18 protein-coding genes and 1 riboswitch are annotated in these 23,387 nt (G+C 71.2%); of the genes, 7 read left to right on the top strand and 11 right to left on the bottom strand.

The features are described from left to right. The 3 genes from JJ683_RS09175 to JJ683_RS09165 form a co-directional block, all read left to right on the top strand. A partial coding sequence (locus JJ683_RS09175; RefSeq protein WP_200173361.1) for a glutamate ABC transporter substrate-binding protein occupies nucleotides 1–914 on the top strand: 914 nt, incomplete at its 5' end. An 81-nt stretch (nucleotides 915–995) separates the two neighbouring features. Next, entirely contained in the window at nucleotides 996–3,200 is a 2,205-nt protein-coding gene (locus JJ683_RS09170; protein WP_200173359.1) for a serine/threonine-protein kinase, read from the top strand. Between the two features lie 240 nt (nucleotides 3,201–3,440). Beyond that, nucleotides 3,441–4,472: an alpha/beta hydrolase gene (locus JJ683_RS09165; RefSeq protein WP_242474554.1), complete on the top strand. Its 1,032-nt coding sequence runs from the start codon at nucleotides 3,441–3,443 to the stop codon at nucleotides 4,470–4,472. A gap of 126 nt (nucleotides 4,473–4,598) precedes the next feature. Here the strand turns inward: JJ683_RS09165 and JJ683_RS09160 are convergent, their stop codons facing one another. Next, nucleotides 4,599–5,639 (bottom strand): LLM class F420-dependent oxidoreductase, encoded by a 1,041-nt coding sequence (locus tag JJ683_RS09160; protein WP_200173357.1) that lies wholly within the window; start codon nucleotides 5,637–5,639, stop codon nucleotides 4,599–4,601. A 164-nt stretch (nucleotides 5,640–5,803) separates the two neighbouring features. Between JJ683_RS09160 and JJ683_RS09155 the strand changes: the two genes are divergently transcribed. Further along, entirely contained in the window at nucleotides 5,804–6,925 is a 1,122-nt protein-coding gene (locus tag JJ683_RS09155; protein WP_242474553.1) for a polyhydroxyalkanoate synthase family protein, read from the top strand. A gap of 239 nt (nucleotides 6,926–7,164) precedes the next feature. Here JJ683_RS09155 and JJ683_RS09150 read toward each other — a convergent pair whose 3' ends face one another. From JJ683_RS09150 to fgd, 3 genes are all read right to left on the bottom strand, one after another. After that, the gene (locus tag JJ683_RS09150) at nucleotides 7,165–8,352 is read right to left on the bottom strand and encodes an acetate kinase (protein WP_200173355.1); all 1,188 of its coding nucleotides are present in this window, start codon (nucleotides 8,350–8,352) and stop codon (nucleotides 7,165–7,167) included. Beyond that, the gene (gene pta / locus JJ683_RS09145; protein WP_200173353.1) at nucleotides 8,349–10,520 is read right to left on the bottom strand and encodes a phosphate acetyltransferase; all 2,172 of its coding nucleotides are present in this window, start codon (nucleotides 10,518–10,520) and stop codon (nucleotides 8,349–8,351) included. The genes JJ683_RS09150 and pta overlap by 4 nt, the downstream gene beginning before the upstream one ends. Before the next feature lie 80 nt (nucleotides 10,521–10,600). Then, nucleotides 10,601–11,617 (bottom strand): glucose-6-phosphate dehydrogenase (coenzyme-F420), encoded by a 1,017-nt coding sequence (fgd, locus tag JJ683_RS09140; RefSeq protein WP_200173351.1) that lies wholly within the window; start codon nucleotides 11,615–11,617, stop codon nucleotides 10,601–10,603. Nucleotides 11,618–11,786: 169 nt separating this feature from the next. Here fgd and JJ683_RS09135 point away from each other — a divergent pair, with 169 nt between their 5' ends. Further along, a complete protein-coding gene (locus JJ683_RS09135) occupies nucleotides 11,787–12,605 on the top strand; it encodes an SDR family oxidoreductase (RefSeq protein WP_200173349.1) in 819 nt (272 codons plus the stop codon). Nucleotides 12,606–12,708: 103 nt separating this feature from the next. On the opposite strand, the gene cobU is transcribed toward JJ683_RS09135, so the two are convergent. The 6 genes from cobU to JJ683_RS09105 form a co-directional block, all read right to left on the bottom strand. Further along, on the bottom strand, nucleotides 12,709–14,178 hold the full coding sequence (gene cobU, locus JJ683_RS09130) for a bifunctional adenosylcobinamide kinase/adenosylcobinamide-phosphate guanylyltransferase (protein ID WP_200173347.1): 1,470 nt from the start codon (nucleotides 14,176–14,178) through the stop codon (nucleotides 12,709–12,711). Beyond that, nucleotides 14,175–15,044 carry an ABC transporter ATP-binding protein gene (locus JJ683_RS09125; RefSeq protein WP_372435278.1) on the bottom strand — a complete coding sequence of 290 codons (870 nt, stop codon included), beginning with the start codon at nucleotides 15,042–15,044 and terminating at the stop codon, nucleotides 14,175–14,177. The genes cobU and JJ683_RS09125 overlap by 4 nt, the downstream gene beginning before the upstream one ends. Continuing rightward, complete coding sequence (locus JJ683_RS09120) at nucleotides 15,041–16,048, bottom strand: FecCD family ABC transporter permease (protein WP_200173373.1); 1,008 nt, start codon at nucleotides 16,046–16,048, stop codon at nucleotides 15,041–15,043. Before JJ683_RS09120 ends, JJ683_RS09125 begins: the two co-directional genes overlap by 4 nt. 62 nt (nucleotides 16,049–16,110) lie before the next feature. Beyond that, nucleotides 16,111–17,064: an ABC transporter substrate-binding protein gene (locus JJ683_RS09115; RefSeq protein WP_200173345.1), complete on the bottom strand. Its 954-nt coding sequence runs from the start codon at nucleotides 17,062–17,064 to the stop codon at nucleotides 16,111–16,113. A gap of 22 nt (nucleotides 17,065–17,086) precedes the next feature. Then, nucleotides 17,087–17,225, bottom strand: a riboswitch (cobalamin riboswitch). A 230-nt stretch (nucleotides 17,226–17,455) separates the two neighbouring features. Continuing rightward, entirely contained in the window at nucleotides 17,456–18,679 is a 1,224-nt protein-coding gene (locus JJ683_RS09110) for an O-succinylhomoserine sulfhydrylase (protein WP_200173343.1), read from the bottom strand. Nucleotides 18,680–18,802: 123 nt separating this feature from the next. Further along, a complete protein-coding gene (locus JJ683_RS09105) occupies nucleotides 18,803–19,279 on the bottom strand; it encodes a rhodanese-like domain-containing protein (RefSeq protein WP_200173340.1) in 477 nt (158 codons plus the stop codon). A 269-nt stretch (nucleotides 19,280–19,548) separates the two neighbouring features. Between JJ683_RS09105 and JJ683_RS09100 the strand changes: the two genes are divergently transcribed. Continuing rightward, nucleotides 19,549–20,919, top strand: coding sequence for an FAD-dependent oxidoreductase (locus tag JJ683_RS09100; protein WP_200173337.1), 1,371 nt, complete (start codon nucleotides 19,549–19,551; stop codon nucleotides 20,917–20,919). 149 nt (nucleotides 20,920–21,068) lie between these two features. On the opposite strand, the gene JJ683_RS09095 is transcribed toward JJ683_RS09100, so the two are convergent. Next, a complete protein-coding gene (locus tag JJ683_RS09095; protein WP_200173335.1) occupies nucleotides 21,069–22,592 on the bottom strand; it encodes a SulP family inorganic anion transporter in 1,524 nt (507 codons plus the stop codon). A 262-nt stretch (nucleotides 22,593–22,854) separates the two neighbouring features. On the opposite strand from JJ683_RS09095, the gene JJ683_RS09090 reads away from it, so the two are divergent. Further along, nucleotides 22,855–23,214, top strand: a complete 360-nt coding sequence (locus JJ683_RS09090; protein ID WP_200173332.1) for a MerR family transcriptional regulator — start codon at nucleotides 22,855–22,857, stop codon at nucleotides 23,212–23,214. Nucleotides 23,215–23,387: the final 173 nt, after the last annotated feature.

The following is a 23,387-nucleotide window of genomic DNA, read 5'->3' as shown; positions in this document are numbered from 1 at the left end:
CCGCCGGCGCCTGCGCCTCGCCCGCCGTCGCGCCGTCGGTCACGCCGCAGCCCGGCGGCCCGCCGTTGCCCGCCGCCGCCACCGTGCTCCCACAGCCCACGCAACGCCCGTCGCCGCCCACCGACTGCGACGCCACCGGCAGTCTGCGGCCCGGCGTGCAGGGCGCGGTGTCGGGGCGTCTGCAGCAGATCCGCGACCGCGGCAGGGTGATCGTCGGCCTGGACCAGGGCAGCAACCTGTTCAGCTTCCGCGACCCGCTCAGCGGCGACCTGCTGGGCTTCGACGTCGACATCGCCCACCAGGTGGCGCGCGACCTGTTCGGCGACCCGACCAAGGTGGAGTTCCACTTCCTCAGCTCCGCCCAACGCGAGGAGGCACTGCGAGAAGGCACCGTGGACATGGTCGTCAAGACGATGACGATCACCTGCGAGCGCGCCCGATCGGTGGCGTTCTCCACGGTGTACTACCGCGCGGCGCAACGGGTGCTGGTGCCGCGCGACTCGCCGGTGCGCGGCCCGGCGGACCTGGGCGGCAAGACGGTCTGCATGGCGGCCGGCACCACCTCGATCCCGTCGCTGTGGAACGTGCAGCCCTCCGCTCGAATCATGACGGTCCCCAGCTGGGGCGACTGCCTCGTCGCCCTCCAGCAGCGGCAGGTGGACGCGGTGAGCACCGACGACACCATCCTCGCCGGCATGGTGGCGCAGGACCCCAACCTCATGATCGTCGGCGACCCGATCGAGCAGGAGCCCTACGGCATCGGCATGCACAAAGGCGACGACGCGCTGGTCCGCTTCGTCAACGGAACGCTGGAACGCATCCGGGACGACGGCACCTGGCAGCACATCTACGACCGGTGGCTGACCGTGCTGGGGCCCGCGCCCGAACCTCCCGCACCCCGCTATGTGGACTGACATGCCGCCCGGGCGGGCGGCGGCCCCGCCGGGATCGCGGGAACGGCCACGGCCACCCGCCGGGGTGACAGGCTGGGCAGCATGAACACAAGCGCTGCGGACCGGCCCGGAACCCACGGTTCACTGCGATCCGCGACCGCACCGTCCTGGGCGTCGCCGCCCGGGTCCGCCACCACCGCGGGCCGACGGCGTGCACGCGCCCGCACCGGCTCCGCCCGGCTGGCAGGCGGCCTCGTCGAGGTCCCGATAGTGCAGCAGACGGACCCTGAATCGGCTCTGCTCGACAGCCCCGTCGTGGCCGAGGGCAAGAGATACTGCGGCACCTGCGGGCAACCGGTGGGGCGCGCCACCGCGGCCGGCGCGGGCCCGGTGGCCGGCCTGTGCGACAAGTGCGGCGCACCATTCGATTTCACGCCGATGCTCCGCCCCGGAGACCTCATCGCCGGGCAGTACGAGGTGCGCGGATGCCTGGCGCACGGCGGGCTCGGATGGATCTACCTGGCGATGGACCGCAACGTCAGCGACCGTTGGGTGGTGCTCAAAGGCCTGCTGCACTCGCAGGACCCGTCCGCGCAGGCGGTGGCGGTGGCCGAACGCGAGTTCCTCGCCGAGCTGACCCATCCGAGCATCGTGAAGATCTTCAACTTCGTCGAACACCCACGGCCGGACGGCACCCCGGTGGGCTACATCGTCATGGAGTTCATCGGTGGCACCACCCTCAAACGGCCGCGCAGCGACGAGCTCATGCCGCTGGAGCACGCCATCGCCTACGTCCTTGAGATCCTGCCCGCGCTGGAGTACATGCACTCGAGCGGCCTCGTCTACAACGACCTCAAGCCGGACAACATCATGGTGGGTGAGGACCAGGTGAAGCTCATCGACATGGGCGCCGTCGCGGGCATCGGCGACTACGGATACATCTACGGCACCCAGGGTTTCCAGGCCCCGGAGATCATGGAGACCGGCCCCACCCCGGCCACCGACATCTTCACCGTCGGCCGCACCCTGGCCGTGCTCACCGTCGACATCGCCAAGGACAAAGGCCGCTACGTCGACGGCATCCCCCGCCCCTCCGAGGAGCCGCTGTTCTCCGCGCACGAGTTCTTCTACCGGCTGCTCATGCGCTGCACCGACCCCGAGCCGCACAACCGGTACCCGAGCGCGCACGCGCTGGCGCAGGATCTGCGCGGCGTCCTCCGCGAGATCATCTCCGCCCGCACCGGCACACCCCACCCTGCGATGTCATCGCTGTTCAGCCCGCCGCGCACCACGTTCGGCACCGACCTCGCCATCGCCCGCACAGACAGGCTCGTCGACGAACACGCCGAGGAGCCGCGGGTGCGCCCCGCCACCGTCGCCCAGGCGCTTCCGGTGCCGCTGGTCCCCGCCGACGACCCGGCCGCGGTGCACCTGGCGTCCACCGTGCACAGCCGCCCCGAGGAGATCCTCGACATGCTGCGCCGGGTGCGCGACTACGACGACGACGCCGTGCGTGACAGCGTCGAGATCCCGCTGGCCGAAATACGCGCATTCCTCGACCTGGGCGAACCCGATCATGCGCTGGAACTGCTCGAAAGGCTGCGCGCAGAGCGGATGCCCGACTGGCGGTTCGACTGGCTCGAAGGGGTCGCCAAGCTGCAGTGCGGCGACTACCAGGAGGCATTCACCTCGTTCGACGCCGTGCTCACCGCGCTGCCCGGCGAAGCGGCCCCCAAGCTCGCCGCCGCCGCCACCGCAGAGATCGTCCTCGACTCCTGGGAGAGCGACGCACCCGACGCATGGCGCGGGCTGGGCGAACGCTACTACCGACGTCTGTGGCAGACCGACCGCGCCGTGGTGGCCGCCGCCTTCGGGCTGGCCCGGCAACTGGTCGAGCGCGGCGACATCACCGGCGCCGTCGCCGCGTTGGACCAGGTGCCGGTCAGCTCTCGACACCGCGACGAGGCGCAGATGACGGCGGTGCTCACTCTCATCGACCAGCGCGCGGTCCCCTCGATCACCTACGATCAGCTCGAAGACGCCGGCAGGCGCATCGAGCTGCTGCCCGCGGACGACAGACGCACCCTGCAGCTGCGCGCGCTGGCCATGGGGATCGCGCTCGAATGGCTGCGCCACGGCCGCACCCCGAAGCACACCCACATCCTGGGGACCCGGTTCACCGAGCACGGGCTGCGCGCCGACACCGAGCGCACACTGCGCACCCTGGCGCGGTCCGTCCGCGAGAATCAGCGCCGCTACCGGCTGGTGGACCTGGCCAACCGGGTCCGCCCCCGCACCTGGGTGTAATGGCCCGCCGGCGCCGGCCCGCGCACCGCTTCCCGGCGACCGGCCGATATCGCGTGCTTGGATTCAAGCGGTGCGCGGCTTGTCCAGGCGGTACGCGGACCGGACATGCTCCGCGAAGCGGGCTGAGCAGACTGTTTCCGGGTGCGGGGCACTGCACGCGGTAGTACAGTACGCAGTCACAGCGGCACCGTCCGGCACCGGTGACCCGGGCTCGACTCTTCGAACGAATCGGGGTACACGATGATGCGGACCACCCGCTTCCGCCGGCCCCTCCCGCTCGCCGCCCGCACCCTTTTCACCACGCTTGCCGCCGCCCTTGCCGCCGTGCTTGCCGTCGCTTTTGCCGCCGTGCTCTCGGCCGCACCGGCGGGTGCCGCGCCGCCCGCCCACGTCACCGGCATCAGCGACCTCGGGCCGCAGGTCCTGCAGGTGGACGTGTACTCCCCCAGCATGGACCGCGTCATCTCCAACACCGTCCTGCGTCCCCCGGGCGGCGGCCCCGCCCCGGTGCTGTATCTGCTCGGCGGCGTCCGTGGCGGCACGGACGGCGTCTCCTGGCTCAACGACTCCGCCTACGAACAGTTCTTCGCGGACAAGAACGTCACCGTCGTCACCCCCGTCGGCGGCCCGTTCAGCGAGTACACCGACTGGCGATTCGACGACCCGATCCTGGGCCCCGCCCGCGCCAACCAGTGGCAGACCTACCTGACACGCGAGCTCCCGCCCGCCATCGACGCCGAGTTCGCCACCACCGGCCGCAACGCCATCGCGGGTCTGTCCATGTCGGCGGGGCCCGCCATCGACCTCGCCATCCAGGCGCCCGGCCTCTACCAGGCGGCGGGCTCGTACAGCGGCTGCCCCATCAACGGCGGCGTGTTCGGCGCCGCGCAGGTGTCGTCGGTGGTGCTCGCCGGCGGCGGGAGCGCCTCGAACATGTGGGGGCCGCCCGGCAGCGCCGGCTGGGCCGCGCACGACCAGTTCGCCCGGGCCGGCGAGCTGCGCGGCACCGCCGTCTACCTGGGCTCCGCGTCGGGCATCCCCGGGGAAGTCGACGCGCTGGCGCCCTACCAGCTCTTCGGCGCGGCCACCGGCGGCGGGGCCGTCGAGGCGATCGCCGATGCGTGCACCGCCGCGTTCTCCCGCAGACTCGACGACGTGGGCGTGCCGCACACGTTCGTGCACCGCGATCGCGGGGCGCACACCTGGGGACTGTTCGAGGCCGAACTGCGCGAGTCCTGGTTCACCGTCATCGGCCCGGCCCTGGGGACGTAGGCCGGGCCTCTTGCTCCTGTGAGGCACCGTTCCGAGCACCGTTTCCAGCCGGAGCGGCGAGAACACGCGCGCGGGCTGCCCCAGGCGGTGCGCGGGCCCCCGGGCGGCGTGACGGGGCGAGCCCAGTCAGTCGCAGATGCCCCGCAGCTTCTCGATCAGCGCCACCCGCCCGGCCGCATCCGCCGCCATCGGTGCCACATTGAGCGTGGTCACACCGGCCTCGGCGAACGCGGCGACCCGTTCGCGCACATACGATTCAGGCCCGATCAGGTTGACGGCCCGCACCAGCTCGTCCGGAATCGCCGCCGCGGCCTCCTCCTTCTTGCCCGCCAGGTAGAGGTCCTGCACGAGCTCGGCCTCCTTGCCGAAGCCGTACGTGGTGGCCAGCGTGTTGTAGAAGTTCTTGCCTTTGGCGCCCATGCCGCCGATGTAGAGCGCCAGGTGCGGGCGCACCCAGTCGTGCATGTGGTCCACGTCGTCGCCGATGGCCACCGCAGGGCCCGCATACACCTCGAGCTCGCCCAGCGACGGATCGCGCTTGGCCTTGCCGGCCGCCAACGCGTCGCCCCATGCGTCCTGCGCCCTCTCCGGGTAGAAGAAGATCGGCTGCCAGCCCTCGGCCAGCTCCGCAGTGAGCTCGACATTCTTGGGCCCCAGCGCCGCGAGCACGATGGGGATACGCTCGCGCACAGGGTGGTTGATCAGCTTGAGCGGCTTGCCCAGCCCGGTGCCCTCGTCGGCGGGCAGCGGGATCCGGTACTTCTTGCCCTGGTGCTGCACCTTCTCGCGGCGCCACACCTGGCGGCAGATGTCGATGATCTCGCGGGTGCGCCCCAGCGGTGCGTCGTACTTGACGCCGTGGAAACCCTCGATGACCTGCGGGCCCGATGCGCCGAGCCCCAAGGTGAAGCGGCCGTCGGAGACGTAGTCCAGCCCGGCGGCGGTCATCGCGGTGAGCGTGGGCGTGCGCGTGTAGATCTGCAGGATCCCCGACGCCAGTTCCAGGCGCGTGGTGCGGGCGGCGAGGAACCCCAGCTGGCTGACCGCGTCGAACGAGTACGCCTCCGGGACGAAGGCGATGTCCAGACCCGCCCGTTCCAGGTCCGCCACTTCCGCGGCCGTCTCGGCGAATCCGCCGCTGTAGTTGAGGGTCATGCCGACGCGCATCAGTGCACCTCTGTTCTCGGTCAGGGTGGGAGTTCTCGGTCAGGGTTGGTGGGTCCGATCACGAGCGAGTCTGCCACGTCGTGCCGGAGGTCACACAGGCAGTACTATTGTTCACAGATACAATACCGGTGTCCCCGGCCGAAGCTGACGAGATCGGAGCCGACATGACAGCGACGCTAGCCCCGCAGCGCGCCGCAGGTGGCCCGCAGGCACGCGGCACCCGCACCGCCGCCCTCGCTCTGGCCTTCCGCAACGCATGGGCACTTACGCCTTTCGGCAGCGGCATCGAGCGGCCCGCACCCCTGCCGTCCACCGTGGTCCACGACGCGCCCCACTGCACGGTCCGCCGGTACAGCGCGCCGGGGACGGACGGGGCGCCGGTGCTGCTGGTGCCCCCGCTGGCCGTGTCCATCGACTGCTACGACCTGCGGCCGGGGCAGAGCCTGGCCGCGCACTTCGTCGAGGCGGGCCGACCCGTCTACGTCGTCGACTACGGCCGCATCCGGTACGCGGACCGCGACATGGGCTTCGACGACTGGTTCGACCGCATCATCCCCACCGCCATCGGCGTGGTGCTGCGTGATGCGGACAACGGCCCTGCCGCCGCCGATCCCACGCCGGACCTCGTCGCCTGGAGCCTGGGCGGCACGCTCTCCCTGCTCACCGCCGCCCACTGCCCCGAACTGCCGATCCGGTCCATCGTCGCCATGGGCACGCCCATCGACTACGCGAAGAACCCGTCCATCGCGCCGCTGCGCGCCATGGGCTCGCTCGCGCCGCTGCCGGTGGTCGGCGGAGTGGTGCGCACCGCCGGCGGCATCCCCTCGCCGCTGGTCAAGCTCAGCTACCGCTCGACGGCGCTGACCCGGGAGCTGACCCGGCCGTGGTTCATCGCGCACAACCTCACCGACACCACGGCGCTCGCCCAGATGGAGGCGATCGACCGGTTCATGGCCGGCATGCCCGGGTACCCGGCCCGCTTCTACACCCAGATGCACAAGAACCTCATCATGGGCAACGCGCTCGCATCGGGGGGCGTGCGCATGGGCGGGCACGATGTGGACCTGGCCGACCTGCGGGTGCCGGTGCTCGCGATCTGCGGCGACACCGACGTACTGGCGCCCGCGGCCAGCGTCGCGGCCACCGCCGACGTGCTCGCCGGCTCGCCGCGAGTGCTCGTCGAGACGGTCCCGGGCAGCCATTTGGGCATGGTCGCCGGCAGCGGGGCCCGCATGCACACGTGGCCGGTGATCGACCGGTTCCACGGGGAGCTCGGCGGGCGGTGACCCGGCTGCGGGCGCGTCTCCGCGTCCGAAGTTCGAACGCCACGTGACACCACGCCCATAGTTGTCGCATCCGGTCCGTAATTACGAACTGCACCCTGCAACTTCGAGCGCGAAGCAGGTTTGCGCTCGATCTTCGGGCGCGAACAGCGGGTCGCGCTTGAACTTCGAGCGTCGACGGCGTCGCGTTTGAACTTCGGGCGCGACGTGGCGGGCCGGCCCCCGCCTACCCGGCACCACCGCTACACGAACGCCCAGGCGGCGTTCGCGATGGCGAGCTCCTCGTTGGTGGGCACCACCAGCACCGCGGTCTTCGATGCGGCGGTCGAGATCACCCGTCCGTGGCCGCCACGCACCCGGTTGGCGGCCGGGTCCACCTCGATGCCGAACCCTTCGAGCCCGGCCAGCGCGTCCTCGCGCACGGATGCGGCGTTCTCGCCGACGCCGGCGGTGAAGGTGATCGCGTCGACGCGTCCGAGCACCGCCATGTAGGCGCCGACGTACTTGCGCAGCCGGTGCACGTACACGTCGTAGGCGAGCGCCGCACGCGGATCGCCGGCCTCCCGCCTCTCGGTGACGGTGCGGAAGTCGTTGACGCCGCTGAGCCCCTTGAGCCCCGAGCGCCGGTTGAGCAGCTCGTCGATGTCGGCGATGTCCATCCCGGCGTGCCGGCCCAGGTGCAGCAGCACCCCCGGGTCCACATCTCCGGGCCGGGTGCCCATGACGAGCCCCTCGAGAGGCGTGAGCCCCATCGACGTCTCCACCGCCACGCCGCCGCGCACCGCCGAGGCCGACGCGCCGTTGCCCAGGTGCAGCACGATGGTGTTGACCTCGTCGCGGGGGCTCCCCAGTAGCCGCGCAGTCTCCTCGCTGACGTACTCGTGCGAGGTGCCGTGGAACCCGTAGCGCTGCACCCCGTACTCCTCTGCCACGTCCGCGTCGATGGCGTAGGCGGCGGCCGCGGGGGGCAGCGTGTGGAAGAAGCCGGTGTCGAACACGCCCACGTGCGGCACGTCGGGGAAGTGCTCGCGGGCCACCTCGATGCCGATGATGTTCGCCGGGTTGTGCAGGGGTGCGAGGTCGGCGAGCCGCTCGATGGTCTCGACCACCTCGGGCGTGATGAGCGTAGGCTGCGTGAACACCTTGCCGCCGTGCACGATCCGATGGCCGACGGCCGCCACCCCCGCCTCGTCCAGGTCCAGCCCGGTCTCGGCGAACGTGCGGTACGCGAGCGTCAGCCCGTGCGTGTGGTCGGTGATCTCACCATGCCATTCGCTGGTGCGCCCGTCGTATTCGTGGACGAGCCGGCCCTGCGGCTCGCCGATCTGCTCGACGAGGCCGGACGCGACGGCGCGTCCGCGGGCCACGTCGACCAGTTCGTACTTGATCGACGACGATCCCGAGTTGATCACCAGCACAAGGCGGCTCATCGGCGCGCCCCTTCCGTCGAGTCGGAGGCGCGGCCCGACACCTGCGCCTGGATCGCGGTGATCGCCACGGTGTTGACGATGTCCTCCACCAGCGCCCCGCGCGAGAGATCGTTGACGGGCTTGCGCAGCCCCTGCAGCACCGGCCCGATGGCAACGGCGCCCGCCGTCCTCTGCACCGCCTTGTAGGTGTTGTTGCCCGTGTTGAGGTCCGGGAACACGAGCACCGTGGCCCGGCCGGCCACCGCCGAGTCCGGCATCTTGGCCGCCGCCACCGACGGTTCGACGGCCGCGTCGAACTGGATTGGCCCCTCCACGGGCAGCCCGGTGCCGCGGTCGCGCACCAACGTGGTGGCGGCACGCACTTTGTCGACGTCGGCGCCCGAGCCCGATTCGCCCGTCGAGTACGACAGCATCGCCACGCGCGGGTCGATTCCGAACTGCGCCGCGGTGCGCGCCGACGACACGGCGATGTCCGCGAGCTCCTCGGCGGTGGGGTCGGGCACCACTGCGCAGTCGCCGAATGCGAGCACCCTGTCCGCCAGGCACATCAGGAAGATCGACGAAACCGTGGACACGTCCGGCAGGGTCTTGATGATCTCGAAGGCGGGGCGGATCGTATGGGCGGTGGTGTGCGCGGCGCCGGAGACCATGCCGTCGGCCGCGCCCATGTGCACCATCATCGTGCCGAAGTACGACGGGTCGCGCATCACCTCCACGGCCACGTCCTCGGTGACGCCCCGGTGCGCGCGCAGACGCGCGTACTCCTCGATGAACCCGTGCCGCATCGTGGAGGACGTCGGGTCGATCACCTGCGCACCGTCGAGCTCCAATCCGAGCTCCGCGGCGCGCTGGCGCACGCGGGTCTCGTCGCCGAGGATCGACAGGTCGACGATGCCGCGCCGGATCAGCCTGCCGGCCGCGCGCAGGATGCGGTCGTCATCACCTTCGGGCAGCACGATGCGGCGGCGGTCGGCGCGGGCCCGCGCCAGCAGCCGGAACTCGAACATCTGCGGCGTCACGATCTCCGGGATCTCCACCCGCATGAGGTCACGCAGCGCCTCGCCGTCGACATGCCGCTCCATCAGGTCCAACGCGGTATCCACCTTGCGCAGCGACGACGGGGTCATCTGGCCGCGGGTCTGCGACGCGATGGCCGCGGTGGCGAACGTGCCCTGCTCGCAGCGGATCAGCGGCAGCCGCGGCTTGGTGCCCTTGACCAGAGCGTCGATCGCAGGGTGGGGCTGCAGCCCGCCGTTGAGCACGATGCCCGCCAGCGACGGGAAGCCCTCGGCCTCGTGGGCGGCCACCAACGCCAGCAGCGCGTCCGAGCGGTCGGCGGGCACGATCACCACCTGCCCCTCGGTGATGCGTTCGAGGATGTGCTCGGCCGTCATGCCGCCCACCATCACGCTGGTGGCCTCCCGGGCGAGCAGCGCCGGGTCGCCCGCGTAGACGATTCCGCCGACCGCGGTGCACAGCTCGGCCATCGTCGGCGCGAACAGCACCGGCACCTCCGGCAGCGCCCAGGCCGGCAACCCCGTTCCGCGCAGCGCCTCCACCACCGCGTCGAGTCCGTCGGGCTCGCACCGGTTGGCCACCACGCCCGCCACGTGCGCCTGCGCCGAGCGGATCTCGGCGATGCTGTGCGACGCGAGTTCCGCCGTCTCCCACGGCGCGCGGTCGTGTCCGCTCACCGCCAGCAGCACCCGCGCACCCAGGTTGACGGAGATACGCGCGTTGTAGGCGAGCTCCGACTGGTTGACGACGTCGGTGTGGTCGCTGCCCACGATAACGACGGCGTCGGAACTCGTCTGGACCTCGTGATAGCGGGCCACGATCTCGCTCAGCGCCGCCTCCGGGTCGGCGTGCACCTGGTCGTAGGTGACGCCGACGCAGTCGGCGTAGTCGAGGCTGGCCGTAGCGTGCCGCACGAGCAGCTCGAGGATGGGGTCGGGGCCGTCCGCGCTGCGAGTGATCGGCCGGAACACGCCCACACGCGCACCGGACTCGGCGAGCATGTGCAGCAGGCCCAGCGCGATAGCCGACTTTCCGGTGTTCCCCTCGGCCGAGGCGAGGAAGATACTCGGCGCCGGGGACCCGGAGGCCGTTCGCGGCGCGGTGGCCGGGGGAGACTCGGAGGGCGACGCGGAGGGCGACTCAGAGGGCATTGCCCCAGACTAGTGGCGCGCGCCATCCGACCGGTCCCCCGATCCGGGGGGTGCCGCGACCGGCGGGGTGACGCCCGGCGTCACCCCAGCGCGCGCAGGCGCGGGGCCAGGTCACGCTCGAACAGCTCGAGGAACCGGCGCTGGTCGTGGCCCGGCGCGTGGAACACAAGGTGGTTCAGGCCGGCGTCGATGTACTGGCGCACCTGCTCCACCGCGTCGTCCGGGTCGGACGCGACGATCCAGCGCTTGGCGATCTGCTCGATGGGCAGCGCGTCGGCGGCCCTTTCCATCTCGATCGGGTCGTCGATGGAGTGCTTCTGCTCGGCGGTGAGCGACAACGGCGCCCAGAAGCGGGTGTTCTCCAGCGCCTTGTCCGGGTCGGTGTCGTAGGAGATCTTGATTTCGATCATCTTGTCGATCTCGTCGGCGTCGCGCTCCTTCTTGGCGGCCCCCTCGGAGACGGCGGGCAAGAGCTTGTCGGTGTAGAGCTCCATGCCCTTGCCGGAGGTGCAGATGAAGCCGTCGCCCGCGCGCCCGGCGTACCGCGCGACGACGGGTCCGCCCGCCGCGATGTAGACGGGGATGCCGCCCTCGGGCACGTCGTAGATGGAGGCACCCGACGTCGAGTAGTACTCGCCGTCGAAGTCCACGCGGTCGCCGGTCCACAACTCGCGCATCAGCCGCACCGACTCGCGCAGCCGGGCGAAGCGCTCCTTGAACGCCGGCCACTCGCCCTGATAGCCGGTGGCGATCTCGTTGAGCGCCTCACCGGTGCCCACGCCGAGCATCACACGGTCCGGGAACAGGCAGCCCATGGTGGCGAACGCCTGCGCCACCACGGCAGGGTTGTAGCGGAAGGTCGGCGTCATCACCGAGGTGCCCAGCTGCAGGCGCTCGGTCCGCTCGCCCACCGCGGCCATCCACGCCAGCGAGAACGGCGCGTGCCCGCCCTCGTGCCGCCACGGCTGGAAGTGGTCGGACACCGTCGCCGAATCCATCCCGTGACGCTCGGCGGCCACCGCGATCTCCACGAGCTCACGCGGATCGAACTGCTCCGCAGACGCCTTGTAGCCGAGCTTGAGCGGGCGCTTCGCCATGTCCAGATCCTCCTCGCCGATGACAGTCAGCCTCGATTCAACCATCGACGCCCGCCGACGACACGCCGCCACTTGCTCACCGGAATGCGCGACGGCGCGCGGCGGCCGGCCCGCTACTGCCAGAATCCCTCTGACGGCCCCCCGGAACCGCCTGCAGGAAGGACCACCCATGACCGCACCGCACAGGCAGCGCACCGCCCTGGTGACCGGAGCCTCGTCGGGCATCGGCCTGGCGACGGCACGCGCCCTCGTCGCCGGCGGCCACACCGTGTACGGCACCGGCCGCAATCCGGACGGCATGCCCGACGACGTCCGTGTGCCCGGGGTGTACTACCTGCCGCTCGACCTCGCCGACCCCGCATCCATCGAACGCTGCGCCGCGCAGGCCGGCCCCGTCGACGTGCTCGTCAACAACGCGGGCGAAAGCCAGTCGGGCCCGTTCGAGGAGCTGCCGCCGGACGATCTCGAGCGGCTGTTCCGGATCAACGTGCTCGGGGCGGTGCTCCTGAGCCAACTGGTGCTGCCCGGGATGCGCGAACGCGGGTACGGGCGCGTCGTCATGGTCGGGTCGATGCTCGGCAGCCTGCCGCTGGCCTACCGCTCGTCGTACTGCGCGTCCAAGGCGGCGCTGCGCACCTTCGCGTCCGCCGCCCGGGCCGAGTTCGCGCCGTACGGGGTGTGGCTGACCACCGTGGAGCCCGGCTCGATCAACACCGGCATCAGCGGGCGCCGCACCCACCTGGTGCGGTCCGGCTCGGTGTTCGAGGAGCAATACCGGCGGGTGATCTCGCGCCTGGACGCGCGCGAGGCCGCCGGCATCCCCGCAGAGGAGGTCGCCGCGCAGATCATGGACGCGATCCGTGCGCGGCGGCCCCGACCGATGTACGCGGTGGGCGGTGGCTCGCGGGTGGCGTTCGCGATGAAAAGGACGCTGCCGGAGTCGGTTACCGAGCGGATCCTCAACCGACAGTTCGGTGTGCGGTTCTAGGCGGCTGCCCTCCCCGCGACCCGCGACTCCCCGCCGCTCGGTACGTTCTTCGGTGGAAATCGCCGCGCGATCACCGAAAAACGTACCGACGGGCGAGGCGCCGTCACCGCAACCGCACGGGCAGCCCCGCCACCACCAGCAGCACCTCGTCGGACGCGGCGGCGATGCGCGCGTTGAGCCGGCCGAGCAGGTCCCGGAACAGCCGGCCCGAGGCGGTGGCCGGCACCACGCCGCTGCCCACCTCGTTACTCACTGCCACCACCGGCGCCGGGCACGCGCTCCAGGCCGCGACGAGCTCGTCCATGTCCGCCTCGACCCGTTCGAGGGGCCCGCCGTCCCACGCCGAGTGCAGGTCCAGGCGCGCGGTCAACCAGGTGCCCAGGCAATCGAGCAGCACCGGTCCCGTCGCAGTCCGCAGCAGCTCCGCCACGTCGGTCGTCTCGACGGTGCGCCACGTTTCCGGGCGCCTCTCGCGGTGCGCGGCCACCCGCGCCAGCCATTCGGCATCGTCGCGCCCGTGCCCGCCGGTGGCCAGGTAGGTGACGTCGGCGCGGTCGGCCAGCGCCTCCTCCGCCAGCGTGGACTTGCCCGAACGTGCGCCGCCCAGCACCAGTGTCCGACGGGGGCCCGCGCGTTCCGGCCCGCCTGCTGCGCCCGGCCCACGTTCCACGCCCGGCACCGGCACCACCATCCCGTCCTCCCCCGCTAGGGCCCCCCACGGCCGCAGCCGCCGGTCCAGCTCGTCCGGCGGCGGATTGTGGTGGCTCAAGTGCACGGCCACCACCTGTGTGCCCTCGACGAGGGCCCCGCATCGCCGCAGCCCCGCGAGCGCGCGGGGGAACGTCGTCAGGTTCAGATGCCCGCCGTCCAGGTCGGTCCGATCGCCGAAGGTCTCGTCCAGGAACACCGCGTCGAACCGCGCGCCCGCCACCGCCCGCACTGTCGGCTCCGGAAGCGGCCCGGTGTCGGTGGCCCACAGGATGCGGCCGGCCGCGCCCACACGTGCCACGTCGTAGAGCACCGCGTCGCCGGCACCCCGCACCGCGTGCGAAGCGTCCAGCACGCGCACCCGGTAGCGCGCACCGTCCGGTTCCCCCAGCACCACCTCGTCGCCGGCCGCCACCTCGATGAATCGCACCGGGTCGCCGGCCGCCACCCACTGCCGGCACTGTGCGACGACATCGGCCGGGCCCACCACGTCCAGGGGTTCGCGGCGGCCGGCCCAATGCCGGAACAGCAGGGCCGCCGGGCCCAGGTGATCGGGATGCGAGTGGGTCAGCAGCAGGTGCCGCACCCCCGCCAGCGAGCGGCCGGCCCGCATCGCGCTCCGAGGCGCCTCCGGGCCGCAGTCGAGCAGCAGCCGACCGTCGACCAGGGCCGAAGTCTGTCCGCGGATGCGCCCCGCCCCGGCTGCGGCCACGCACGACGCGCACTCGCAGAAGGGGTTGGGCCATCCGTCGGCGGCGCCGCTGCCCAAAAGCACGACTTCTCCGCCGTCCTGAACATCCCCGCCGTCCTGAACATCCCCGCCGTCCCGGACTTCCCCGCCCGGCCGGCCGTCGCTGCCGCTCATTCCGCCGCTCCCCTGGCCGCACACCCGACAGTCCCGGCGCCCAGACTCGTCGGCAGCACGACCACGGTGCCGCCTCTTCGCAGCACCTCGACCCGGGCGCCGTACACGCGGCCGATCCGCGCCGGTGCGAGCACGTCCTCGGGCGCGCCGTCGGCAATCACCCGGGCGTCGGCCATCATCACCATGCGTCGACCGTAGTGGGCGGCCAGAGTGAGGTCGTGCATCGCGGCGAGCACCGTGATCCCCTCGTCGGCCCGCAGCGATTCCACCATGTCCAGCACCTGCTGCTGGTGCCCGATGTCGAGGGCGCTGGTCGGCTCGTCGAGCAGCAGCACCTCCGGCTGCTGGGCCAGCGCCCGCCCCAGCACCACCCGCTGAAGCTCTCCGCCGGAGAGCTGCGCGGCCTGCCGGGACGCCAGTTCCTCGAGGTCGAGCCGCCGCAGAACCCGCGCCACCGCGTCCTTGTCCGTCGCCGATTCCACCCCGAACCGGGGCACATGCGGGGTGCGCCCCAGCGACACCAACTCCGCCACCGTGATCCCCTCGGGCACCACCGGGCGCTGCGGCATGAGCGCCACCTTGCGCGCCATCACGCGTCGCCGCGTCCTGCGCGGGTCGGCGCCCGCGACCGTCATCTCCCCTGTCACCGTCCCACCCGCCGAGGTGCCGCCCGCGGGGCTGAGCAGCCCGGCGAACGCGTGCAGCAGCGTCGTCTTGCCGGCGCCATTGGGGCCCACCACCGAGACCCACTCGCCCCGGCCGATCGTCAGCGTCACGTCGTCCACCACCGTCGCGCCGCCGCGCGCCACGGTCAGCCCCGCGCAGGCGATAGCCGCATCTCCGATCACAGCGTCCCCCACCGTCACTGCATCCCCCTGCCGCGCCGCAGCACCACGAGGAAGAACGGCGCGCCGATCGCCGCCGTCACCACGCCGATCGGCAGCTCTGCGGGCGACATCACTGTGCGCGCCACGACGTCGGCGAGCACCAGGAACGCCGCGCCCGCCAGTACCGACAGCGGCAGCAGCAGCCGGTGCCCGGGCCCCACCACCAAGCGCACCGCGTGCGGCACCACGATCCCGACGAACCCGATGAGCCCGCTCACGCTCACCACCGCGGCCGTGCCGAGGGTGGCGACCGCCACCAGCAGCAGCCGCACCCGCGCCGGGCGGATGCCCAGGCTGGCCGCCTCGACGTCACCCACCGACATCACGTCGAGGGTGCGCCGGAACAACAGGATCGTCGCGATCGTCACCGCCACGTACGGCAGCACCAGGGTGACGTCGGACCAGCCGTCGGTGCTCAGCCGACCGAGCAGCCACGCGTACACGCTCTGCAGCGAATCCTGATAGCGCTGCTGCACGAACGTCTGCGCGGCGTTGGCGAACGCCGCGACGGCCACCCCGGCGAGGATGATCACCACCTCGCCTCGGCCCCCGCCCACGCTGCGGCCCAGCAGATAGGTGGCGGCGACGGCGACGATGCCGCCCGCGAACGCCGCCACCGGCACGCCCAGCGAGCCCATGCCCGCGCCTGCGGCTCCGGCGACGATCATCACCGTCGCACCCAGTCCGGCACCGCTGGAGACGCCCAACAGGTATGGGTCGGCCAGCGGATTGCGGAACACGCCCTGGTAGGCGGCCCCGGCCACGGCGAGGGTCGCCCCCACCAGCGCGCCGAGCACCACGCGCGGCAGCCGGATCTGCCACAGGATGGCGTGCTGCTGCGCGGTGAGGCCGGAATCGACGTGCACCAGCGGCAGCGCGTCGGCCAGCTCGGCCAGCACGGACGACGGCGACAGGCCCGACGCGCCGACGAGCGTGGCCGTCAGCAGCACCGCGACGGTCACCGCCGCCGCGGCCACGATGATGGCCGCGCCCCGTCCGCGCCCCCGGCGCGCGACGACTCCGCCGGGGCGGGCCGCCGTGGCAGTCACGTGCCCGGCCGGTCCGCGAGGATCTGCGCGATGCGCCGGGCCAGGTCGCCGATCCGCGGCCCCCAGCGACTGGTCATGTCGGCGTCCAGCGCATACACGTGCCCATCGCGCACCGCAGTGACGCCGGCCCACCCGGGTCGCTGCGCCACCGTTGCGGGCGACTCGCCGCCCTCCTGGGCGTCGGCCAGGAAGATCAGGTCCGGATTCGCCGAGACGACGAACTCCGGCTGCAGCTGCGGATACGCGCCCGCGCCGGATGCCGCGTCCGCGATGTTCTGCAGACCGAACAGCGAGTAGACCTGCCCGATGAACGACTCGGAGGTCACCGTGTAGAGGGTCGGGTCGAGTTCGTGGAAGTAGCTGAGGCCATCGCCCGCGCCGGCCGCGGTGTCGATCGCCGCGGAGATCTGCCCGCGCACGGTCCCCACGAGCTCGTGCGCCTGGTCGGCGTGCCCGGTGACGACGCCCACCTGGACGAACTGCTCGTACGCGCCTTCGATGCCGCTGGGCGCGGGCAGCTGCAGGTATGGCACGCCCACCCTGTCCAGGCCGGATGTCAGGTCGCCGTTGTCGTCGGAGAACACCACGAGGTCCGGCTGGTAGCCCAGGACGGCCTCGAGGTTGGGTGTATACCCGGACAGGTCGGTGGTGGGCACGCCCTGCGGGTAGTCCGACTGGTCGTCCACCGCCACCACCTGGCTCCCCGCGCCCACCGCGTAGAGGATCTCCGTGGCCGACGGGCTCAGCGAGACGATCCGCTGCGGCGCGTCTTCCGGGGACTCCGGCGCTGCCGCCGCGCCCGACGCCCCGCCGGAACCGCCGCCCGATTCTCCCGCGCTCGAGCCGCACGCCGCGAGCACCGCACCCAGCAGCAGCGCGACGACCAGGGCGAACAGGCGGAGTACTGCGCGACGGGCGCGGCCGGCACGGGCATGAGGGTGGTGGGGCACAGAGCCGTTCCTTCATCCGAGGGGCGTCGTGTGGCCGCGGGCCAGCTGGCCTGGCTCATCCGACTCGCCTCATGCGCATCCACGCGGCGTCGGCTTCACAGTTGCGGGACAGCGCCGGCATCGCACCGGACTTCACTGACACCCACGGCGACCGGCGGCGCCGGCCGGGTGGCAGTTTACCCGTCGATCATGCGCGCCCCGATCGCCGTTCCCGACCAGAATCCTCCTGGCTGCCACGGAAGCGGCGCGCAGCACTCGGAACAGGCCCGGGCGTGACACCTGCTCAACATTCTGTGGAGCTTCGACGGCGGAAACCCGCCATCGGAGGGTCACAGAATGTTGATTTCGTGCCACAAGCAGCGTGCGCCGGCGGTTCCGCCCCCGCCGGAGATCACCCCAGCGCCTGCGCGATGTCCTCGGTGAGGTCGCGCACGTCCTCGAGCCCCACCGACAGCCGCACCACGCCGTCGGTGATCCCGATGGCGGCGCGCCCCTCGGGCCCCATCGCGCGGTGCGTGGTGGTGGCGGGGTGGGTGGTCATCGATTTGGCGTCGCCCAGGTTGTTGGAGATGTCGAGGATGCGCAGCCGGTTGAGGAACTCGAAGGCGCGCGCCTTGCCCTGCCCCTCCGCCGCGGCCAGCTCGAAGGTGATGACCGACCCGCCGCCGGACATCTGCGAGCGGGCCAGCTCGTACTGCGGGTGCGACGGCAGGAACGGGTACTTGACCCACGCGACCGCCTCGTGCGCTTCGAGCAGCCCGGCGATCTCGAGCGCGCTCGCCGCCATGCGCTCCACGCGCATCGCCATGGTCTCGAGCCCCTTGACCAGGGTCCAGGCGTTGAACGGGCTCAGCGACGGGCCGGTGTGGCGGATCAGGTGCTTGACCGGCCCGCCGATGAACTCCGCGGAGCCCAGGATCGCCCCGCCCATCACGCGCCCCTGGCCGTCGATGTGCTTGGTGCCGGAGTACACCGTGACATCGGCGCCCAGTGCCAGGCTGTTCTGCAGCACGGGGGTGGCGAAGACGTTGTCGAGGACGACGGTGGCGCCGGCCGCGTGCGCCATTTCGGAGACCGCCGGGACGTCGACGATCTCCTGCATCGGGTTGGAAGGGGTCTCGAAGAAGACGGCCTTGGTGGGCTTCGAGAGCGCCTCGCGCCACTGGTCCAGGTCGGTGCCGTCGACGAACACCGTCTCCACGCCCCAGCGCGGCAGCAGCTCGTTGCAGATCACGAAGCACGAGCCGAACAGGCTGCGCGACGCGACGAGCCTGTCGCCGCTCCCGCACAGCGCGGCCAGGGCCGTGAACACCGCGGACATGCCCGTGGCGGTGGCATAGCAGGCCTCGGCGCCGTCGAGCAGACGCATACGCTCCTGGAACATCTCCACCGTGGGGTTGCCGTAGCGCGAGTACACGAAGCGCTGGTCCTCCCCGGTGAACGCGCGCTCGGCGGCCTCGGCGCTCTCGTAGACGTAGCCGGAGGTCAGGTACAAACCCTCGGCCGTCTCCTGGTACTGCGAGCGCATCACCCCGCCGCGGATGCCGACGGTGGCGGGGCGCACCCCCTCGGGGAGACGGGATGCGTGCTGGTCGTGCGCGGGCTGATCGGACATCGTCGCTGCCTCCGTGGGGCGGGTCGGCCCGGCCGTCTCGACGGGCCGGGAAGATCTGTGGGCGTCAGGAGCGCGACGTCGATGACAGCCGGAAAGCTGCAGCCGTCGCGGTGTGGGGAGCGGTCAGGACTGACACCAGGGCAGGCCTGCCGCGCGCCAGCCTGCGCTGCCGCGGTGCCCGTGGGCGTCCAGCCCGCCTTCGAACCCTTCAAGGACGTTGTAAGCGGGCCCCATGCCCGCGCCGGTGGCCGCGGTGGCGGCCCCGATGGACCGCTGCCCCGAGCGGCAGAGGAACAGGATCGGTGACGGCGAGCCGGACGCGTCGCCGTCCCTCGCGGCCCCCCGCTCCGCCGCGACCTCGGACTGCAGCTGCTCTCCGAACTGCGGGTTGGGCGCGCCCGACGGGTAGTCGATCCACTCGACGAACCGTGTGCGGCGCCCCAGCGCGGACAGGTCGGGAACCCCCACGAACTGCCATTCCGCACCGGTGCGCACGTCGACGAGGACGGCGCGCGGGTCGTCGCCGAGCATCTCCCAGGCGCGGGCGGGCGTCACATCGCCCGCATAGCCGGCCGCCTGCGGGTCCGTCCCATCCGCCATCGCCGGAGCCTCCCGCCCGTGAATTCCGTCCGCGACTCGCATCGCATATCCCGCCCCGCCGCACACCTCGGTGCGGGGCGGTTCCAGTGTGTCACCGCGCGCGGTGACCGCGCGTCGCAGGGTTGGGCCGCGACGCCGGCGAAACTCGTCGTGATGCCGATCACGCACCCGGAACCGGGAGACAAGTGTCACCTCCATCACAAAGGTAAGGCTTCGGTGCCCTAGACTGGAATGTCCATAGAACCGCCAATTCGACAAAAGGGTCTGAAGTGAATCGTCCACTGCGTGTCGCAATCATTGGAGCAGGGCCTGCCGGCATTTACGCCGCAGACGCCCTGATGAAATCCGATACCGCGACCTGTGGCTGTGGCGTGAGCATCGACCTCTTCGAGCGCATGCCCGCACCGTTCGGCCTCATCCGCTACGGCGTCGCCCCCGACCACCCGCGCATCAAGGGCATCGTCTCGGCGCTGCACAAGGTGCTCGACAAGCCGCAGGTCCGTCTGCTCGGCAACATCGACTACGGCAACGACGTCACCCTCGACGACCTGCACTCGATGTACGACGCGGTGATCTTCTCGACCGGCGCCAACGCCGACCGGCCGCTGAACATCCCGGGCATCGACCTCGACGGCAGCTACGGTGCCGCCGACTTCGTCTCCTGGTACGACGGGCACCCCGACGTGCCGCGCGAGTGGCCACTGGAGGCCGGGTCGGTGGCGGTGCTCGGCGTGGGCAACGTGGCCCTCGACGTGGCGCGCGTGCTGGCCAAGACCGGCGACGAGCTGCTGCGCACCGAGATCCCCGCCAACGTCTACGACGGGCTCAAGGCCAACAAGGCCACCGACGTGCACGTGTTCGGCCGCCGTGGTCCGGCGCAGGCCAAGTTCACCCCGCTCGAGCTCAAGGAGCTCAACCACTCGCCGAACCTCGAGGTCATAGTCGATCCCGAGGACATCGACTACGACGAGGCCTCCGAGGCGGCCCGGCGCAACTCGAAGATCGTCGACCAGGTCGCCAATATCATCCAGGACTACGCGTTGCGTGATCCGGGCGAGAGCCGGGGCCGCATCCACCTGCACTTCTTCGAGAACCCGGTGGAGGTGCTCGGCGAGGACGGCAAGGTCGTCGGCCTGCGCACCGAGCGCACCGAGCTCGACGGTACCGGCAACGTGCGCGGCACCGGCCGGTTCAACGAGTGGCCCGTGCAGGCGGTGTACCGGGCGGTGGGCTACCTGTCGCAGAACATCGCCAAGCTTCCGTTCGACGAGCAGGCGGGCACCATCCCCAACGAGGCCGGCCGCGTCACCGGCGACGACGGCGCGCACTTCAGCGCCACCTACGTCACCGGCTGGATCAAGCGCGGCCCCGTGGGGCTCATCGGCTCGACCAAGGGCGACGCCAACGAGACCGTCGCCTGCCTCATCGAGGACTTCGACGCGGGACGGCTTCCGCAGCCGGAGAACACCGGTGAGGACGCGATCATCGAGTTCCTCGACGCCAAGGGTCACCCGTACACCACCTGGGACGGCTGGTACAAGCTCGATGCGTACGAGCGTGGGCTGGGAGAGGACGAGGGCCGCGAGCGCGTCAAGGTGGTCGAGCGCGAGGACATGCTCCGCGCCTCGCACGGCGCCTGAGCTCCCCCCGTGCGGCACGCTCCGCCCCGGCATCCGATCGCGGTGCCGGGGCGGAACGGCTTCCGACGGGGCCCGGCCGCGCCGCCACGTCGCGTTGGAAGCCCGCACGCCACACGCGGCCGTCGGCGACCCACCCGGCCCGCCGACCTTCAGTTCTCTCCGGCGAGGTGCCCGCTGAGCCGGTCGTGCCGGTCGAGGCTGGCGCCGTCGAGTCCGATGATCGCGGCATATTTGCCCTTGGCCGCATACTTCCGGCGGACGGCGTCGAGGGCGGCGACGGTCGAGGCATCCCAGATGTCGGCGCCGGTCATGTCGATGACCACGTTCTGCGGGTCGTCCACGTAGTCGAACTGGTACACGAGGTCGTTGCTGGAAGCGAAGAACAGCTCGCCACGGACCTTGTACACGCGGGTGTCGACGGCTCCGTCGTGGTCGGCGTCCTCGTCGTGGACTTTTTCAACGCTCGTCAGGTGCGCGACGCGACGCGCGAACAGCACCATCGCCACGATCACTCCGACCGCCACCCCGTAGGCGAGGTTGTTCGTCGCCACCGTGACGATCACCGTCGACAGCATCACCGCGGTTTCGCTGCGCGGCATGCGGTGCAGCGTCTTGGGGTGCAGGCTGTGCCAGTCCATGGTGCCGACCGAAACCATGATCATCACCGCCACCAGCGCGGCCATGGGGATCTGCGCCACGAGGTCGCCGAGCCCCACCACGAGGATGAGCAGGAACACGCCCGCCAGGAAAGTGGAGATGCGGGTGCGCGCCCCGGAGCCCTTCACGTTGATCATCGTCTGGCCGATCATCGCGCAGCCGCCCATGCCGCCGAAGAATCCGGTCACCAGGTTGGCGATGCCCTGGCCGATCGACTCCCGCGATTTGTCCGAGTGCGTATCGGTGATGTCGTCGACGAATTTGGCGGTCATGAGAGATTCGAGCAGCCCGACGAGCGCCATGGTGAACGCGAACGGGGCGATGATGGTGAGCGTCTCCCAGGTCAGCGGCACGCCGGGGAGGAGCAGCGAAGGCAGGCTGCGGGGAAGCTCGCCCTCGTCGCCGACGTCCGGCAGCGACAGGCCGAACACCATCGTCGCGGCCGTGAGCAGCACGATCGCCACCAATGGCGCGGGGACGACGCTGGTGATCCGCGGCAGCGCGATGATCAGCACTATCCCCACGGCGACCATCGGATAGACCAGCCAGGGGACGTCGATGAGATGCGGGAGCTGGGCGAGGAAAATAAGGATCGCCAGCGCGTTGACGAACCCGATCATGACGCTGCGGGGGATGAAGCGCATCAGCTTGGCCACCCCGAGCCCGCCGAGGAGGATCTGGATCACTCCTCCGAGGATCACAGTGGCGATGAGGTAGTCGAGCCCGTACTCCTTCGACAAGGGGGCGACGACGAGTGCGACCGACCCGGTGGCCGCCGAGATCATCGCCGGGCGCCCACCGGTGAACGCGATGGTCACGGCCATGGTGAACGACGCGAACAGCCCTATGCGCGGGTCGACGCCGGCGATGATCGAGAACGAGATCGCCTCGGGGATCAACGCCAGCGCGACTACGAGCCCGCCGAGCACTTCGATGCGCATGCGGCGGGGGGAACGCAGTGCGGCCAACCAGGACTGGGTTTCCAGGGGCGACGCCGCGGCGGTGGCAGCGGACATGGGGTGAGCTCCGTTCTCGCGCCGCCGAAGCATATGGCGCAGGCCGGTTCCAGAGAGGCCAGCAGGGACGCGGCCACGCATACACCGACGTCCGTTCAACGGTACCCTTACGTAAGGTTAGGGTTGCGCGGGGGTATGCCGGGCGCCGCCGCGGGATCGTAGGGTCGATGATCGTAGGGTCGGCGGCCCGGGAACCGGCAGTCCGGCGCGCGCAAGATCCGAGTGCACTACAGGAACGTGGAGGTCGTCGGTGGACGGGCGGATGCAGATCGGCGAGGTGGCCGAACGCACCGGCCTGTCCCTGCGGACTATCCGGTACTACGAGGAAGTCGGCCTGGCAGTGCCGAGCTCCCGCAGTCAGGGGGGGTTTCGGTTGTACTCCGCCGATGACCTCGACCGCCTGCTGCTGCTGAAGTCGATGAAGCCCGCCGGCCTGCAGCTGGCCGAAATCCGCGAACTCCTCACGATCCTCGGCAGGCCCGCCGTCGACCGCACCGACGAAGACCGGTCGCGGCTCGGGCAATTCGCCGCGCAGGCCGATGCGCAGCGCGAAAAGCTACGGAGGCGCATCGACACGGTGACCGGTCTCGTCGAAACACTCACCGCGGAGGCCGGCGCCTGACGGCCCTGCCGGATCCAGATGCACCCGCGCCCGAAGTACGAACGCCCGCGGCGCGCCCGCCCCGGCGACTCCACTGATTTCACAAACGCGTGTCCAGAATTCCGATACCGTGACATGCGGCACGTCATCGACGGTCCATTCCGGCGGATCGCCGCAGCACATGCACCACGTGC

The sequence above is a fragment of the Tomitella cavernea genome (genome assembly GCF_016599145.1).
In the GTDB taxonomy this organism is placed as follows: Bacteria; Actinomycetota; Actinomycetes; order Mycobacteriales; family Mycobacteriaceae; genus Tomitella; species Tomitella cavernae.
The sequence above is the reverse complement of the archived record's forward strand: the minus strand, read 5'-3'. Positions and strand labels throughout refer to the sequence as shown.